Below are 16,864 nucleotides of genomic sequence, written 5' to 3' on the forward strand. Positions count from 1 at the left end.
GCAATTCCGAGAAATATTTTTGCCTAACAACGTTATTCAGGAGCTTCTAAGATTCTTGCACTTCATTTTCGAACCATTCCTATAGTTATTGCGTGGTGAGGATCGTCGTAAAGCCGGACAATAATGTGTGTCGCGCACTGAATTGGGCGGACGAGTGCGGGGGAGACAAGCCGGAAAGTGTGGCTGTTGCTGAATCCGATTGACGTGCCCGTAAGATGAGACGCGTGAGCCTTACACTTGGAATCGTCGGTCTGCCCAATGTCGGCAAGTCAACTCTTTTTAATGCGCTGACGCGCAATGATGTGCTTGCTGCTAACTACCCGTTCGCCACCATCGAACCGAATGTCGGTGTGGTTGAGTTGCCAGATCCCCGTCTGGACAAGCTCGCCGAGGTATTCGGTTCGGAGCGCATTTTGCCTGCAACGGTGTCTTTCGTGGATATTGCGGGCATTGTGAAGGGTGCGTCCGAGGGTGAAGGTCTGGGTAATAAGTTCCTGGCGAATATTCGTGAAGCTGATGCAATCTGCCAGGTTGTTCGCGTTTTCGCTGATGATGACGTCGTGCACGTCGACGGTCGCGTCGATCCAGCATCGGATATCGGCGTGATCGAGACTGAGCTGATCCTCGCGGATATTCAGACCATCGAAAAGGCCATTCCACGCTTGGAGAAGGAAGCCAAGAAGGATAAGGAAAAGGCCGGCGAAGTTGAGGCAGTGAAGAAGGCTCTCGAGGTGCTCGAAGAAGGCCGCACGCTGTTTGCTGCTGCAAGCGATGTCGATATGTCGAAGCTTCGCGAGCTACACCTGCTGACGGCGAAGCCATTCCTCTATGTATTCAACGCGGACGAGGAAGTGCTTGCCGACGACGACAAGAAAGCAGAACTGGCATCCGCTGTCGAACCTGCCGATTGTGTATTCCTCGATGCAAAGGCAGAGTCCGACCTGCTGGAATTGGACGAGGAGTCTCGTGCTGAGTTGCTTGCTGAGATCGGCCAGACCGAACCTGGTTTGAACTCGCTGGCACGTGCTGGTTTCCGCACGCTGGGACTGCAGACTTACCTGACGGCTGGTCCGAAGGAAGCTCGTGCGTGGACTATTCCGAAGGGCGCGACTGCTCCGCAGGCTGCTGGCGTTATCCACTCGGACTTCGAGCGTGGCTTTATTAAGGCTGAAATTGTGTCCTTCGACGACCTTGTCGAGACCGGTTCCATGGCCGAAGCTAAGGCGCAGGGCAAGCTCCGCATGGAAGGCAAGGACTACATCATGCATGACGGTGACGTCGTGGAGTTTAAGTTCAATGTCTAAGTCTCGCCCCTTAAGAAAGGGAAAAGCTATCAGTTTCGTTGACTGTCGCCCCTCGATCTAGGCCTCCAGCAATTCGACGGTTGTCGCATTGGTAGCCTTGCTATGGTGGCTGGGTGATTGTGAGCCCACGAACCAAGGTGGTGGAGATTGACGCGCGAGATTTAAGGCATGGCCGTAGATAGGGGCGAGATTCGCGAAGCAATAAAACTTCTTGCCGTTGGTGCAGCTTTTGTCGCCTGCGGTGTATTTCTGCTGCTCGCTGACAATCTCTGGATGGGAGCCATGGGCATTGCGTTTGGCTTTATGGGGCTCGCGGTAGGAATGGCAAAAGCCCTGGGAGGTACATCTCAGGCTGCCCGTATAGCGATGATCGTCGGATGTGCCGCGTTTGCCGTTACTGGGGCGCTCGCAATGATTTCGGGTATCGTCGCACCCGGTGTTTGGGGCTGGCGTAGTGGTGTTTCCGGCATTGTTGTAGGTGCGCTCTTACTTGGTTTCTTCGGTCCGGGGACATGTATCTTGATTTACCGGGAATACCGCTTGCGATGCCGCCACGGCGAATTGGCCAAGTAGGCCAACTGTTTTTGGCCCCGACGATCCCTTACAGCGTTATGCATTGTGGGATGCCATTCCCCGATGTGGGATGCCTTCCCTCGAAAAAGTAAGGGACGGTACTGTGGCCACGTTTTGCACGCCCTCGTTGTTCACCAACCTGGTTTTTCTGACGCACAACAGGTTCCGCGCCCAATATTGGTTCCTCTTACCAGACTGAATAATCACTCTTGCTGATGGTGAAGCCATGCTTATCGGTCACGCATGTCATTTGGTTGTCTTTGACTCCGCAGGTGATGTTAGTTGCATCCGGCCGCGATGAAAGAGCAACGGTCAGTTTGGTGTTATTCGGCAAGGTTTCACTGTCCCTCGGGAACTCCCCTTGGAGTGCCCACGTTTTTGGGGCACCGGAGGTAGGTGCACCGATGTCGTCACTCCAGCCGATCAAATCGGAATCAGGTACTTGATCGCTAATACCGTCGTTGCCTCTATCGGCCATGTCCCATGAAATGGAATCCTCTCGGATGTAGCAAGCCGCCCGAAGCGGAGCAATGGAGCAGGAAATATTTCCGTCAGGCGTTGTGAAGTTGACCCCAGCGCCGCCGGTGACACTCGCTACCGAGTAATTAATCGAATCAACTTCCTCCATGTCGTCGAGCACCGCTGCGTCGTCAGACTTGTCACCGGAGCCGTCCGCATCCGTTGTCTTTTCAGTTAAGCTTTCCGACGAACCCCCGCCCGAAGATGAACCTCGGGTCGGCTGAGGACCTTTGCCTGCAGGCGAAGACGCTGTGGTGGCAGTGTCTTTCGAATCAGATGCTGATCTCTCAATGTTTTCCTGCTGTGCCTCTACGGATGCAGGAGTGCTGACGTCGTCGGTAGATCCGCACGCCACGCTAAAAGTAGCAATGAGTAAAAAGGAACCAGATGTCACGAGTAATTTCTTTGCCTCCATGACACCCACCGTAAGCCACCAACGGTAACAGGAAGCAGAGTTCATGAATTCAATTAAGAAATATGGATGTAGCTCCCAGAAACGGCGCGATTAAAGACTAAGCCAAGAACCAACGCCAATACAGGACCGTCGCAACGCTAATGAGCACGATGATGGTCTGCAGCACGGTGGGTCGCTTCTTCTGCAACGGTCTAACTAACCACACTGCAACAAGTGCCACGGTGAGAAGGCCGTTGACTATAGCCAAAATGCGTGCGACACCCGCATCGGTTCCGAGGGCGCCGAAAAGAAGCGCGAACACGGAGACACCCAGCGCCGCCTGCAGCGCGTGGAACAAGAGTGATGTCGCCGTGATGTGGGAAGCTCCACTTTCCGTATCGTGCTTCTTCCGGAAAAAGGACCACAGTTTGCGGATAACAAGGACAAGCAGCGCAACCACAGAGACGATGGACGCCACAAGGAACAACAAGACACTTAACCAGCGAGCGGCAAATGCTGCAGTGTTTTCCTTGACGTTGTCTCCGGTATACGTCTGCATTATTGGCGTATCAGTGTCGTGGTTCATCACCAGCAAAGTACTGAGTCCATTGCCGGAATCGAAAGAGTAGACGTTACCTGCAATGTGCTGGACTTTTCCAGGTCCAATAGCCAACCGATAGGTATTTGCGTCCGTATCTTTTTTCAGTGGCAAGATTCCGCTCATATATCGCAGGAACTTGTTCGCATCGTTGGGGATGTTCGCCCGTGCATTCGTGTAGACACCGGTAAGACCTGGCGGTTCTCCGGTACTTGGTTCGATATCTCCGGGAACGTAATCACCAAAGAACTCTTGTAGCAATCCGTAGGAATAGCTTGTCTCTCCGACCTCATTTGTCATGACGACGATGCCACGAGCAGAATCTGGATCAACGAAAATGGTGGAGGTATAGCCTTGAGTATTTCCACCATGCCCCAGCACACCATTCCCATACGGAAGTTGCCACATTCCGTGTGAGTTCTGAATGATGTCGGTTCCCTTATAGAAGGTGCTGCCAGCAAAGAAGGTGGTGAGCGTTTCCGGTTCGTCGAAAAGCGTGTGTGATTGTTCGGAACCGGGGACAAGTGCCTGTCCGAAGGTCATGAAATCTTTCAGTGTGCCGATTGCGGAGCCAGCTGGATAGAGCTGAATATAGGAGCGAGCTGTGCCGTAGCGTTCATCGACGCCTTCGAGCAATTGATATGACTTGTTTGCGTCACGACGTTTCGACACCGATGGATTATCGCTTTGGTCAGGCGAAATCGAGGTATCGGTCATCTCGAGTGGAGCAAAGATCTCTTTCTGAACATAGTCAGAGAAACTCTGTTTACCGATCTTTTCGACGATCAACGCCGCCAATGCGGCGCCGTAGTTCGAATACGAAGTGATCGTTTTCGGTTCGTAGATCTGGGCAGGCTGGTAGTGCTTTAGAGCTTCCTCGAGTTCCAGGATTTCGTCGGGGTGTTCAGTTTCAGGGGGATAAGGAATCTCCGCGAATCCAGCTTGATGGTTCATGAGGTCCTGGATGGTGAACGGCTTGTCGAAGGTCAAGCCGGTGTCATCGAGGTACGTACTTGCGTCATCATTGAGATCGATCCGACCCTGCTCTTCGAGTTGCATCAATGCTACCCAGACCAACATTTTTGTTACGGATCCCCACTCGAATACAGATTCCTGGGTTGTTGGAATTGAGTTTTCAATATCCGTGTGACCGTAATAGGCACTGACCGAGTCTTTGGCATCGAAGTAGCCGATAGCTACGGCAGCGGTTGCTTCTTTGCGGGGCCCGTAGAAGTCATTTAGTAGAGCTGTTACCGCCTTTTCGTCGCCGGGTGGCGGGGTGGTAGGTGGCGCTGCGTAGGAGGGGGAGGGACACCCAAGGGCCAATAATAGGAAGGCTAATGTAAGGACGATATAGTTCCGAAAAGTCAAGGTCTTTGACATGGCAACTCTTTCAACGGCGGTAACCCCAGGATATCAAGGGTATTTCCGGTCCGACTGAGGTAAGATTGCCCCTGCTGGCTCGGTTCTGGCGCGTTCTCGTATTTCAGCCGTCAGTTCGTCACCAAACCCCGGGCAGCAGGATTCGTCGTGAAGCGGGGTAGTCGGGGAAATGCTCGTGGTACCACCGCTGATTGCTGCGGGCGCGCGGAATGAGATTCGCGCACGTCCAAACTGCAAAAGTAAGTCCCGCGAGGCTCCACGTGAGGATGGCGAAGCCGATCCACTCGACTATTTCGCCCAGCAGATTCGGGCTGGTGACCCAGCGGAACGCGCCGCCATGAGGGATTTTGTAATCAGTCTCGCCGGGTGCTCGCAGGCTCAACAGAATATTGTCGCTGTGCCAGTTGAGAGACATTCCAATGACAAAGAGAGCAAAACCGATGATGAATCGTGGGTCGGAGAACCAGTCGACCCCGCGGTTGAGACGTAACAGGTCAGCACCTAAAAACGAACCGTTGACGGTATTGAATAGCGCTGACATGAGCATGACGGATAACGGCATCGTTTTGCCTTGTGTTTTCGTCCGCCATGGATAAATCAGTGCGCGATTGACGTAGTGAATTGTCAGCAGCGTGGCCATGAACAGCGTGGTTTTCGTTGGTGTCGTGTCTGCTAAAACAAGCACTGCGAAAAAGCTGACGAGTACGACAGCTTCCATGAGGAACCACGCAAGCTGATTGGGTACGCCCGGCCCCCAGCCAGATCGGGCACGGCGACCGTAGGGTGCGTCGATAAACCACAACGCACAAAGGGCCACGAAAGCTAGAACCAACCAGGAGTACATGAGTAGGTTCAGTGAAATGCTGGGGAACACAATCTCCATCGTAGCCGTGAAGGGAAAGTAAAATGGCTGGTAGAGATTGTGCTGTTTGCTACTGTGTGGGTGTTGGTAAGGAGAATCTACGATGCGCAACGCCACATCCCGGCATGTGTGGACCCTGGCAGACATGCCAGATCTCACCGGGCAAACTTGGCTTATTACTGGCGCTACCCGTGGACTTGGACTTGAAACTGCCCGCGCTGCATGCGCTGCTGGCGCCCATCTGATTCTCGCGGTACGAAACACCGAGCGTGGCGACGACATCGCTGCCCAATTGGAAAACGCCGAAGTGGTGGAGCTGGACCTCGCTGATCTGCGTAGCGTGCGCGCCGCGGCCACTCAGGTACTTGAGTGCGGTCATCGAATCGATGTCCTGGTCAATAACGCGGGTGGTTCCACTACACACCGGACTGAAACCCGCGATGGCTTCGAATGGCATCTTGGTGTCAACGTTCTCGGGCCATTCTTATTCACGAACCTGATTCTCGACCGTGTGCTGCGCAGGGTCGTCATCGTCGCTTCGACCATGCATCGCTTTGGAAAGTTCGACTTTTCGGATCCACATTTTCGGAACCGACCATGGCATCAAGTGGCTGCGTATAGCCAGTCCAAGCTCGGGAATCTATTGTGGGCGCATGAACTCACGCGACGCCTGCAGGCTGACAGACGTGGCGTAGACGTGCAGATTTCTCATCCAGGCTGGGCAAACACTGCCATGGGTAATCCTGCGCGAACATCATGGGGAAAGAAGATTGTTGCCCCAGCTTCTTCTCTACTGGCCAATCCCACACAACAAGCAGCCCTGACAACGTTGTACGCGGCGACTCAGTCTTTGCCGCCCTGTAGTTTCATTGGTCCCGATGGGATCGGTGGACTGCGTGGGTACCCAACCGTTGTTCGTCCGGCGAAGAAGGCAACTGATGACGCGTTAGCACAGCAATTATGGGATTTCGCAGCAAGCGAAACCCAGTTAGCGAAGTAGCCAATGGCATCTCCCGACAATATCCTGCTGTACCTGCCCGAAGAGCAAGAGCAAGAAGTACGCAGCATCTTCGCTGCGCTGGCCGAGCGTGGATTTCCCGTTCAGCATCAGACACCGCACATCACCGTTACGTTTTCGCCGATGATGGATATGCGCGTCGTCGCAAAGGCTGCCGAGTTGTTGCCTCCGGTAATTCCTGCGCAGTTCCGCCGAGTCGGAACTGTGGTGTTTGGTACGAAGCGGAAACAGACTGTTGCGTGGCTTCTCGAAACCACCGATGAACTGGAGGAAGCGGCGCGAACGCTCAGTGGAATGAACCCGGATGGTAGGGGATTGCGGTGGACTCCGCACCTCACCATGGGGCTGCGATTGCCCCGCGACATCGTTCCCGAATACATTCGCGCGCTCGACGAAGTCACGTCGCCCCACTTCAAAGAACTGACCGCAGATTGCGCGGCCTTTTGGCGTCCGTTGACCAAGGAAATGACAATTTTGGCGTGAGAGTATGTACGCGCTTTGTGGCCTCAGGCGAACAGGGTTAGCCAAATTTGCCACGGTAAAAAATGTGACCTGGGTCGCAGTACAACGGCGTTAACGTTGGCTTGTGTTCACTCGTAGATCGGGTGGGCGCCGAAAAGCCTACCCCCAACTTTTGGAGGTGAATTCGCGTGGCCTAATTGAGCCTTGGGTCCTGTTCAGATGTCCGGATAACTGCAAATATATGCATAGAAACCCTATCCTTCCGGGGCTAAGAGGAAACTGAGAAATTCGCAAGCTTTGCATTTACGGGGATCTTCACATGGTTGCAAATGGTGTGATTTACACCTCAATACACCCGTGAACTGCAATGATGTGACAACGATAAATCTGCTGTATAGCGTCTCACATAGTCTTAACAACGTGGCTTAGGTCACTATCTAGTGAGAGGTGGATAATGAATCCTTCTGCCCCAACTCCGGAAGAGTTCCTCGAAATGAGTGAATCTCAGGAGTTTGACGAGCTGCGCGGAACCTTCCGCAAGTTCGCGTACCCAGTCACCATCGCCTTCTTGGCGTGGTTCATCTTCTACATCGTCACCGCAACGTATGCGTCTGACTTTGTATCAACTCGCGTTTACGGCGCTATTAACGTCGGCATGATCCTTGGTCTGCTGCAGTTCGTCACTGCTGGCCTGGTCACGTGGGCATATGTCCGATTTGCCGACAACAAGCTTGACCCAGCCACCGCAGCTATCCGCGAAAAGCTGGAGAACACCCCACGCTCGACCGGATCTCACGAAGGCCAGGTGAACTAATATGCAGCTTCTTGCAGCTGAGCAGATTTCTACGGGTAATCCACTGCTCAACATCTCGATCTTTATCCTGTTCATCGTGGCAACGATGACGATCGTCGTTCGCGCTACTCGCCAGACCTCCCAGAAGGGTTCTGACTTCTACACCGGTGGCGCATCCTTCTCCGGTTACCAGAACGGCCTCGCTATTTCCGGTGACTACCTCTCCGCAGCAGCATTCCTCGGTGTTACTGGCGCGATTGCACTGAATGGTTACGACGGCTTCCTGTACTCGGTTGCCTTCCTTATTGCTCTGCTGGTTGCGCTGGTGCTCGTTGCTGAGCCGCTGCGTAACACTGGTCGATTCACCATGGCGGACGTTCTGTCCTTCCGACTGAAGCAGAAGCCAGTTCGTATGGCCGCAGCTATTTCGACGCTTGCGATTTCGCTGTTCTACCTCATTGCGCAGATGGCGGGTGCTGGTGGCCTCGTTGCACTGTTGCTCGGCGTTGAAGGCAAGACTGCACAGTCTGCAGTTGTAGCCATCGTGGGTGTTCTGATGATCGTATACGTCCTCATCGGCGGCATGAAGGGCACTACCTACGTTCAGATGATTAAGGCAGTCCTCCTCGTTGGTGGCTCCGTCATTATTACGATCCTGACGTTTGTTGCGGTCAAGGGTGGCTTCAACGCAGTTCTCGAGTCCGCAGTTGCAAACCACCCTAAGGGCGATTCAATCCTGAACCCTGGTCTGCAGTACGGCAAGAATGAACTGACCAAGCTGGACTTCATCTCCCTCGGCCTCGCGCTGGTCTTCGGTACCTCGGGTCTGCCACACGTACTGATGCGCTTCTACACCGTGCCAACCGCTAAGGAAGCACGTCGCTCCATCACCTGGACCATCGTTATCGTCGCGATCTTCTTCCTCATGACCGTCGTCATGGGCTACGGCGCAGCCGCACTGGTTGGCCCGGAGCAGATTGCTAACGCTCCAGGTGGCGCCAACTCCGCTGTTCTGCTGCTGTCCTCGAAGGTTGGCGGCACCATCTTTATGGCATGTATTTCCGCTGTTGCCTTTGCGACGATCCTCGCTGTTGTTGCTGGTCTCGCAATTACCGCATCTGCGTCGGTTGCTCACGACATTTACAACTCTGTCATCCGTGACGGCAAGGCTACGGAAGAAGAGCAGGTTCGCGTTTCCCGCATCACTGTTGTTGTCATCGGTATCCTGGCAATCGTCCTGGGCATCGGTGCTATGGGTCAAAACATCGCGTTCCTGGTTGCACTCGCCTTCGGTATTGCTGCTGCGGCTAACCTGCCAACCATCCTGTACTCGCTGTACTGGAAGAAGTTCAACACCATGGGTGCTCTATTCTCCATCTACGGTGGCCTGCTGACTTCCATCATCCTCATCATCTTCTCGCCAGCAGTATCCGGCGCAGAGACCTCGATGCTGCCAAACGCTGACTTCGCATGGTTCCCACTGACGAACCCATCGATCGTCGCAATCCCAACCGGCTTCATCCTGGGTATCATCGGTACCTTGATTGGCAAGCCTGACAACTTCCCACTCAAGCGCGCTGAGATGGAAGTTCGCTCCCTCACGGGTGTGGGCGTCGAAAAGCCAGTCGAGCACTAATAGATCGCTGGTTTTGAGCTAGGTAAATCACTCGCATACGAGCGGGCCTGGAGTTCACATGTACTTCGGGCCCGCTTTGCTGTGTGTGGAGGGGAACGCAGGTGCTTGATGTTTCGTGTGCGGTTTCGCTTGACGACGGTGTCGTCGTGAAGCTGTGGTCACGAGAAAACGGGGAGCGGGCACCGGGGAGGCGCGGGGAGGGCGCTCGCGAGGGTAAGCCAAAGCTAAAGCGTGTCTGTGCTTTCCAATCGGCTCGGTAGCTCCTGTGCAGCCCGGGTTGGTGTGGTAAAACCCCAGGTCGCGATTCCCGGGGCTGGGCCGCAGAAGAGCCATCGAGCCGATTTGAAGTGGTCAGAGGCGCGAATGATTGAGGCGATAGTGGCGTCGGGTCTCTAGGGAATAAAGTCGTAGCTATTCAGGCGAAGCATTCCGAGGGGGCAGACCAGTATCTGAGGGGAAGTAGTCTGGTCGGCTGTGATCCTGATGGTGACGGTGGAACCCTCGTGCTGAGGCCAGTTCGCGCTGGCCGTTCATCAACTCGCCGGCAGTTTTGCGAGTCACCGTGGCGAAGCTCACCTTCGAAAATGCCCAGTTCACAGTGCTTTAACCGCGTGGAACAACATATTCGACAAGTTTCGCTTTTTGCGCGCCAAGTTTCGCCCATTCACCCTCAAACTCAACAACTGCAATTGCGCTCGTGGGGAATTTAACGTCCATTTGCGCCCATCCTGGATGGTCATCTTCTGCCGCAATTTCCCTTACCATCTCCTCAACTCCTGGGAAGTGTCCGAGCAGCAAAGCGACCGACACTGATTCGGGAAGGGTTCTCGCTAGCTCAATGTTCTCCGCGCCATTGACCTCATAAATTTCGTCATGGAACGTCACTTCCTGCGCTCGCGCTCCACCGTCCACTGCGCGTGCCCATGTCTCACGGGTTCGCGCCGAAGACGAGCACAGCACTCGCTCAATGTCCCAGCGTTTGCCCAGCCATGCCCCGGCAGCAGGTGCGTCACGACGGCCCCGCTTATTCAACGGTCGTTGAAAGTCTGGTTTGCCGGTCTTCCAAGAGGATTTCGCATGTCGCATCACGATTAAAGTCTTCGCACTCATGCCCGCATCATACCTGGGAAAATGCCTGGTCATGGCTTTGTTGATTGGTGGCTGGGATCGTCGCAAAGCAGGTGGCGCAGAAGTGAAGCTATGGGATCCAAAAATATATCTCCAAAAAGTGTGTTCAGGGTCACAACTTTGCGGTATGGTGCGTTCACTAAGAGTTAGTGACTGCCATCACACCCCGAAGGTAAATCTAACGAGACTCGTCCAACGCAGTGCTTCAAAACGAATAGTGCTTCACAGTCAAGGCCCCCAACCCATAGGGCCGTAACCAAAGGTTTGGTGACACCATGACCTCCGTAATTGACCCACCTCAAAAGAATGAATTCGACGGTCGCGGCTTCTCCCTGGAAGACCGCTACACACGCGAAGAAGGAACCGTATTCCTTACCGGCATCTCGGCGCTCGCCCGCATGGTGCGCGACCGCGCCGCGCTTGACCGACGCTTGGGATTGCGCACGGCATCCCTGATCTCCGGCTACGAAGGCTCGCCACTTGCCGGCTACGACCTCGAAATCGCTGGCAAAGCAAAGCGATTCCTGGATCCTTACGACGTCGTCCACAGACCAGCTCTCAACGAAGAAATCGGCGCGACCTCGGTCATGGGGTCGCAGCTCGCAGCGCCGAAGGCACCACTCGATGGAGTAGTGGGCTACTGGTACGGCAAGGCACCAGGTCTCGACCGCGCTGCCGATGCGCTTCGCCACGCGAACTTGATCGGCACGAATCATCGCGGCGGAGCCGTAGCGCTGGTCGGTGATGATCCAGGGGCGAAGTCGTCGACAGTTCCATGTGCCTCCGAGATGGCGTTGGCTGACTTGTACATGCCAATCCTGTATCCATCTGATTCGCAAGACATCCTCGATATGGGCATCCATGCAGCCCTGATGTCGCGCACCTCCGGCCTGTGGACGTCGCTGAAGATTTCGGCGCACGTTGCCGACGGTTCGTCGACAGCCGAAGTATCTCCAGACCGCATCACTCCAGTTTTGGAACCACTAGGGGACAGCCCGCACATCCCAAGCGGACGATTGTTGGGCAAATCGCTCATGGAGCTGGAGCAGAACCAGTTGACCACTCGTATTCCACGTGCACTGGAGTACGCGCGTCTCAATGGCATCAACAAGATGGTGACCTACACCGGCGACGACCGCATCGGTATCGTCGCAGCAGGTAAGACCTATCTTGATGTGCGTTCAGCGATGCTGCGCATGGGCATCGACGAAGACGAGATGAACCGTCGAGGCATTCGCCTGCTGAAGCTCGGCATGGTATACCCAATGGAGCGGGACATGCTATTCCGCTTCGTCGAAGGCCTTGATGAAGTCATCGTCGTCGAAGAGAAGCGTGACTTCATTGAAACGATGATTCGTGAGATCCTCTACGATCACCCGCGCACCCCTAACGTGCGTGGCAAGTCCAATGAAGACGGCTCGACGCTCTTCTCTCGCTTCGGTGAGCTGGACATTGATTCGGTGACTACTGGCCTCGCGCATCGACTCGGTACTGTCCACGGCATTGAGGCAGCACAGCGCTGGGTTGAGCGTGAGTCCAACAAGCGCACACGCATCAACCTGCCACTCGCGCAGCGCACGCCGTACTTCTGCAGTGGTTGCCCACACAACTCGTCGACAAAGGTGTCCGACGATTCGCTGGTCGGCGCTGGTATCGGTTGCCACGCAATGGTGTTGCTCCAGCCAGAAAAGCAGGTCGGCAACATCATCGGCGTGACCCAGATGGGCGGAGAAGGCGCGCAGTGGATTGGTATGGCACCGTTCGTCAAGGAGAAGCACTTCGTGCAGAACCTCGGCGACGGCACCTTCGACCACTCTGGATCGCTAGCAGTCCGTGCTGCTGTCGCTGCTGGTGTGAACATCACCTACAAGCTCCTGTTCAACGGCACAGTCGCCATGACCGGTGGTCAGGACCCAGTGGGAGGCAAGACCCTCGTCGAGACTCTGCACTTGTTGAAGGCGGAGAAGGTCGGGCGCATCGTCGTCACGACCGACAATGTCGCGCAGACCAAGAAGCTGGGGCTTCCATCGGGCATCGAGGTGCGCCACCGACGCGATCTCGCCGATGTACAGCGCGAACTCGCAGCGACCCCTGGCGTGACTGTCTTGGTCCATGACCAGCACTGCGCAGCGGAAAAGCGCCGCAAGCGTAAGCGCGGTGCGTTCCCAACCCCGAATCAGCGGGTCGTCATCAATGAGCGCATTTGTGAGGGCTGTGGCGACTGCGGTGAGAAGTCCAACTGCCTGTCCGTCCACCCTGTTGATACCGAATTTGGTCGCAAGACCCGAATCGATCAGTCGACCTGTAACCTCGACTTCTCCTGCTTGGAGGGCGATTGCCCATCATTCATGACAGTCTCGATCCCAGAAGCTGGCGAACGCAAGCAGGGATTGAACATCGTGAAAAAGGTCAACGCGCCGGAACTTTCCGATCAGGATCTACCAACGCCAACAAACCCTATTTCGCTTGACGATGCCGGCGGTTTCGGCATGCGCATAACCGGTATCGGAGGAACCGGCGTTGTCACGGTGTCTGCGGTGTTGGCAACGGCAGCAGTTATCGACGGTAGCTACTCGCGAACCTTAGATATGACGGGACTCGCCCAGAAGGGTGGCGCGGTGGTGTCTGACGTGAAGATTTCGGCGCGCCCAACACCACAGGCTGCCAAGATCGGCAAGGGAGAGGCTGACCTCTACCTGTGTGCTGACGGTCTGGTCGGCGCTGACAGCACAAACTTGAAGGCTGCATCCACCGATCGCACCACTGCTGTGCTGTCCACCACCAAGGTCCCAACTGGCCAGATGGTGACCGACACGAAAACTACGTATCCACAGGCTGACGAGATTTCCGGCCGAATCGCGGAGTCCACTCGCCGCCTGGTGCAGCTCGACCCGATTGCCTTGTCGGAAGAGCTTTTCGGCGATTCCAGCGCTGCGAACATGGTGCTCGTTGGTGCTGCGTACCAGGCGGGAGCGCTGCCAATTTCCGCGGAGGCGATCGAAAAGGCCATCGACCTCAACGGTGTTGCAGTCGACCGCAATATCCAGTCTTTCCGCCGCGGTCGCCAGGCGATCGCTGCCCCGCAGAGCCTGGAAAAGACATTGGTGTCTCTCCGTCCGGCACCAAAGCCTGCGCCAACGCAGACGTTGCCGGAGATCATTGATCTCCGAATCGCTGAGCTGACTAAGTACCAGGATGCCGAATACGCTCGTCGTTACGCGGAACGAGTCGATGCGGTTCGACGCGCAGAAGCAACCATCGCGCCGGGATCCACCATGCTCGCAGAGTCGGTAGCCCGCTACTTGCACAAGCTCATGGCGTACAAGGATGAGTACGAAGTTGCTCGCTTGGCGACGGACCCATCGGTCGCCGCCGACATTGCAGCTGATTTTGGCCCTGACGCGAAAATGTCGATCCGCCTTCACCCACCAATGCTTCGAGCAATGGGAATGAAGAACAAAATGACGCTCGGACCGTGGGCTCAACCAGTGTTGAAGACGCTGTCGAAGGGTAAGAAGCTTCGCGGCACTCGGTTTGATGTTTTTGGCAAGACCCACGAGCGTCAACTGGAGCGTGAGCTGTTGGCGGAATACGAGCAGTTCGTTGACTCGTTGATCGAGCACATCGAGAGCACCCCTGATCTTGACCTGAACTGGCTCACTCGCGCTGCAACCGCAGCAGCGCTGCCTGATCTGGTTCGCGGTTTCGACACCATCAAGCTTCGTACCGCGAAGGAATACCGAGAGGAGCTAGCAAAGCAGCGCCAAGAGCTGTTTTAAACCCGGGCGGTACCTCACGGACCTGGGTACGCTGAGGTTCGTGAAGTTCCTTAACGATGTCACCCCGCCATACGAACTGACCTACAACGACGTTTTCATGGTTCCGTCCCGGTCGGACGTGGGATCACGCATGAGCGTCGATCTGTCTACCAATGACGGAACGGGCACAACCATTCCGTTGGTTGTTGCGAATATGACTGCAGTGTCGGGTCGTCGGATGGCTGAGACGATTGCTCGTCGGGGTGGCCTCGCCATTTTGCCGCAGGACGTCCCTGCTGAAATTGCCGCAGAGACCATTGCCAAGGTCAAAGCGGCGCATTTGGTTTTCGATACCCCGATTACCGTGAAGCCTCACCACACGGCAGGCTACGCCCGGCATCTGCTGCCGAAACGTGCGCACGGGGCGGCCATTGTCGTCGATGGTGAAATTCCGGTGGGGTTGATCACTGCCCGCGACTTGGAAGGCGTAGACAATTTCGCGCAAGTCGGCACACTCATGAGTACGAGCCTGATGACGCTCCCGGACACCATCGAGCCTCGCGAGGCGTTTGATCTCCTTGTGTCGTCAGGTCGAAAATTGGCACCTGTCGTCACGCCAGAGGGAGCTCTCGCCGGAATTCTGACGCGCAAGGCGGCGCTGCGCGCGACGGTGTACACGCCGGCCGTGGATGCGCAGAACCAGCTGCGTGTCGGCGCTGCCATTGGCATCAACGGTGATGTGGAAGGTCGCACCCGCACACTATTGGCTGCTGGAGCCGATGTGTTGGTCGTGGATACGGCGCATGGACATCAAGAATCAACAATTGATGCTTTGCGACGAATCCGCGCACTTGACCCTAAGGTTCCCGTCGTAGCAGGAAATGTGGTGACTGCGCAGGGAGTGCGCGATCTGGTTCGGGCAGGTGCGGACATCGTCAAGGTGGGTGTCGGGCCAGGAGCTATGTGCACAACGCGCATGCAGACCGGTGTGGGGCGACCACAGTTTTCGGCGGTCTTGGAATGCGCCGCGGCAGCCAACGAGCTTGGCGCGAGCGTGTGGGCTGACGGAGGTGTGCGGCATCCCCGCGATGTCGCGTTGGCACTTGCGGCAGGCGCATCCAATGTCATGATCGGTTCGTGGTTTGCCGGTACCCATGAGTCGCCCGGAGATCTCCACTTTGATGTTGATGGTTCGCCGTACAAGGAGTCCTTCGGCATGGCTTCGCACCGTGCCGTCGAGCATCGCAACGCATCGGTAGAGGCATTTGAGAAAGCCCGTCGACAGATGTTTGAGGAAGGAATCTCCTCGGCGCGCATTTACTTTGAAGGCGGTCGTGGTGGGGTAGAAGACCTGGTGGACAAGATTGTGTCAGGAGTGCGTTCGTCCTGTACATACGCAGGTTCTGCAAATGTGAAGCAGTTTCACGAGCGCGCAGTGGTGGGTGTACAGTCTGCTGCAGGTTTTGCCGAGGGAGAGCCTCGCGCAACTAGCCGCTAGCTGGCGACTTCAGAAAGCAACTCACCACACATGACAGACGTACTTTTCGCATTCGCGTTAACGATGGCTGCCGGCCTCTCTACAGGTATCGGCGGCCTCGTTTCTGTGCTGCGCAAAAATCCAGGCCCGCGGTTTATGGCTGGTGCGCTGGGTTTTTCCGCGGGCGTGATGTTGTATGTATCGTTCCTCGAAATTTTCCCCGAGGCAATCGACAAGCTTGGCGAGTCTTTCGGAAATGTAGGTGGCAACTGGGCTGCTGCAGGTGCATTCTTCGCCGGCATCGCTGTCATTGCCGTCATTGACCGCCTTGTTCCAGAACCCATTAACCCCCACGAACCAGGCGTCCAAGCGGACCCCAAACTCGCCGCACAACGTCGCACCCTGATGAAGATGGGTGCGATGACTGCCCTGGCTATCGCCATCCACAACTTTCCGGAGGGCTTTGCGACGTTCATCGCTGCTCTGGAAGATCCAACTCTTGCAGTGCCAGTTGCTGTGGCTATCGCTATCCACAACATCCCTGAGGGAATTGCTGTCGCGGTACCTGTGGCGCAGGCATCGGGGAGCCGTGCGAAAGCCATTCGCTGGTCTTTCCTTTCGGGCTTGGCTGAACCTGCTGGTGCTCTGGTGGGTTATTTGCTGCTCATGCCGTTTCTGGGGCCAGCCGCGATGGGCATTGCCTTCGGGATGGTCGCCGGTGTCATGGTGTTTATCTCCTTGGACGAACTACTGCCAACGGCAATCGCTACTGGAAAACACCACACTGCCATTTACGGCTTAGTTCTAGGCATGGCAGTCATGGCAGTGAGTCTGCTGCTGTTTCTGGCATAAGCACTGTGGTTCGCAGGCACTGTGATCCGTGAGCACTCCGGTCGACAGCCCGCGGGAATTGCCGAAACTGGCTACAGTGAAGTTCTATTCGTTAACGCTTCTATCGG

The 16,864-nt window shown here is 55.8% G+C and carries 13 protein-coding genes; 9 read left to right on the top strand and 4 right to left on the bottom strand.

Annotated elements, in window-relative coordinates:
* Positions 1-224 precede the first annotated feature (224 nt).
* Together ychF and WG938_RS07745 are read left to right on the top strand one after the other, a co-directional pair.
* Positions 225-1,304 (top strand): redox-regulated ATPase YchF, encoded by a 1,080-nt coding sequence (ychF, locus tag WG938_RS07740; protein ID WP_339979412.1) that lies wholly within the window; start codon positions 225-227, stop codon positions 1,302-1,304.
* A gap of 168 nt (positions 1,305-1,472) precedes the next feature.
* Positions 1,473-1,877, top strand: coding sequence for a hypothetical protein (locus tag WG938_RS07745; RefSeq protein WP_339979415.1), 405 nt, complete (start codon positions 1,473-1,475; stop codon positions 1,875-1,877).
* Positions 1,878-2,064: 187 nt separating this feature from the next.
* On the opposite strand, the gene WG938_RS07750 is transcribed toward WG938_RS07745, so the two are convergent.
* From WG938_RS07750 to WG938_RS07760, 3 genes are all read right to left on the bottom strand, one after another.
* Positions 2,065-2,811, bottom strand: a complete 747-nt coding sequence (locus WG938_RS07750) for a hypothetical protein (protein ID WP_339979417.1) — start codon at positions 2,809-2,811, stop codon at positions 2,065-2,067.
* Positions 2,812-2,908: 97 nt separating this feature from the next.
* A complete protein-coding gene (locus WG938_RS07755; protein ID WP_339979420.1) occupies positions 2,909-4,714 on the bottom strand; it encodes a serine hydrolase domain-containing protein in 1,806 nt (601 codons plus the stop codon).
* A 175-nt stretch (positions 4,715-4,889) separates the two neighbouring features.
* Positions 4,890-5,750 carry a DUF1295 domain-containing protein gene (locus WG938_RS07760; RefSeq protein WP_339979423.1) on the bottom strand — a complete coding sequence of 287 codons (861 nt, stop codon included), beginning with the start codon at positions 5,748-5,750 and terminating at the stop codon, positions 4,890-4,892.
* Here WG938_RS07760 and WG938_RS07765 point away from each other — a divergent pair.
* The 4 genes from WG938_RS07765 (at position 5,737) to WG938_RS07780 (ending at position 9,542) form a co-directional block, all read left to right on the top strand.
* Positions 5,737-6,633 carry an SDR family NAD(P)-dependent oxidoreductase gene (locus WG938_RS07765; protein ID WP_339979425.1) on the top strand — a complete coding sequence of 299 codons (897 nt, stop codon included), beginning with the start codon at positions 5,737-5,739 and terminating at the stop codon, positions 6,631-6,633. The genes WG938_RS07760 and WG938_RS07765 overlap by 14 nt on opposite strands.
* 3 nt (positions 6,634-6,636) lie before the next feature.
* A complete protein-coding gene (locus tag WG938_RS07770; RefSeq protein ID WP_339979427.1) occupies positions 6,637-7,134 on the top strand; it encodes a 2'-5' RNA ligase family protein in 498 nt (165 codons plus the stop codon).
* Between the two features lie 433 nt (positions 7,135-7,567).
* On the top strand, positions 7,568-7,927 hold the full coding sequence (locus WG938_RS07775) for a DUF485 domain-containing protein (RefSeq protein WP_339979430.1): 360 nt from the start codon (positions 7,568-7,570) through the stop codon (positions 7,925-7,927).
* 1 nt (position 7,928) lies between these two features.
* Positions 7,929-9,542: a solute symporter family protein gene (locus WG938_RS07780; protein WP_339979431.1), complete on the top strand. Its 1,614-nt coding sequence runs from the start codon at positions 7,929-7,931 to the stop codon at positions 9,540-9,542.
* Positions 9,543-10,145: 603 nt separating this feature from the next.
* On the opposite strand, the gene WG938_RS07785 is transcribed toward WG938_RS07780, so the two are convergent.
* Positions 10,146-10,652: a SixA phosphatase family protein gene (locus WG938_RS07785; RefSeq protein WP_339979432.1), complete on the bottom strand. Its 507-nt coding sequence runs from the start codon at positions 10,650-10,652 to the stop codon at positions 10,146-10,148.
* A 293-nt stretch (positions 10,653-10,945) separates the two neighbouring features.
* Here WG938_RS07785 and WG938_RS07790 point away from each other — a divergent pair, with 293 nt between their 5' ends.
* Genes WG938_RS07790 through zupT form a run of 3 tightly spaced genes read left to right on the top strand, consistent with a single transcriptional unit; the run spans position 10,946 to position 16,757 of the window.
* On the top strand, positions 10,946-14,449 hold the full coding sequence (locus WG938_RS07790; protein WP_339979434.1) for an indolepyruvate ferredoxin oxidoreductase family protein: 3,504 nt from the start codon (positions 10,946-10,948) through the stop codon (positions 14,447-14,449).
* Positions 14,450-14,489: 40 nt separating this feature from the next.
* Positions 14,490-15,926 carry a GuaB1 family IMP dehydrogenase-related protein gene (locus WG938_RS07795; protein ID WP_339979437.1) on the top strand — a complete coding sequence of 479 codons (1,437 nt, stop codon included), beginning with the start codon at positions 14,490-14,492 and terminating at the stop codon, positions 15,924-15,926.
* Between the two features lie 30 nt (positions 15,927-15,956).
* Complete coding sequence (zupT, locus tag WG938_RS07800; RefSeq protein ID WP_339979439.1) at positions 15,957-16,757, top strand: zinc transporter ZupT; 801 nt, start codon at positions 15,957-15,959, stop codon at positions 16,755-16,757.
* Positions 16,758-16,864: the final 107 nt, after the last annotated feature.

The organism is Corynebacterium sp. H113 (genome assembly GCF_037572315.1).
Taxonomy (GTDB): domain Bacteria; phylum Actinomycetota; class Actinomycetes; order Mycobacteriales; family Mycobacteriaceae; genus Corynebacterium.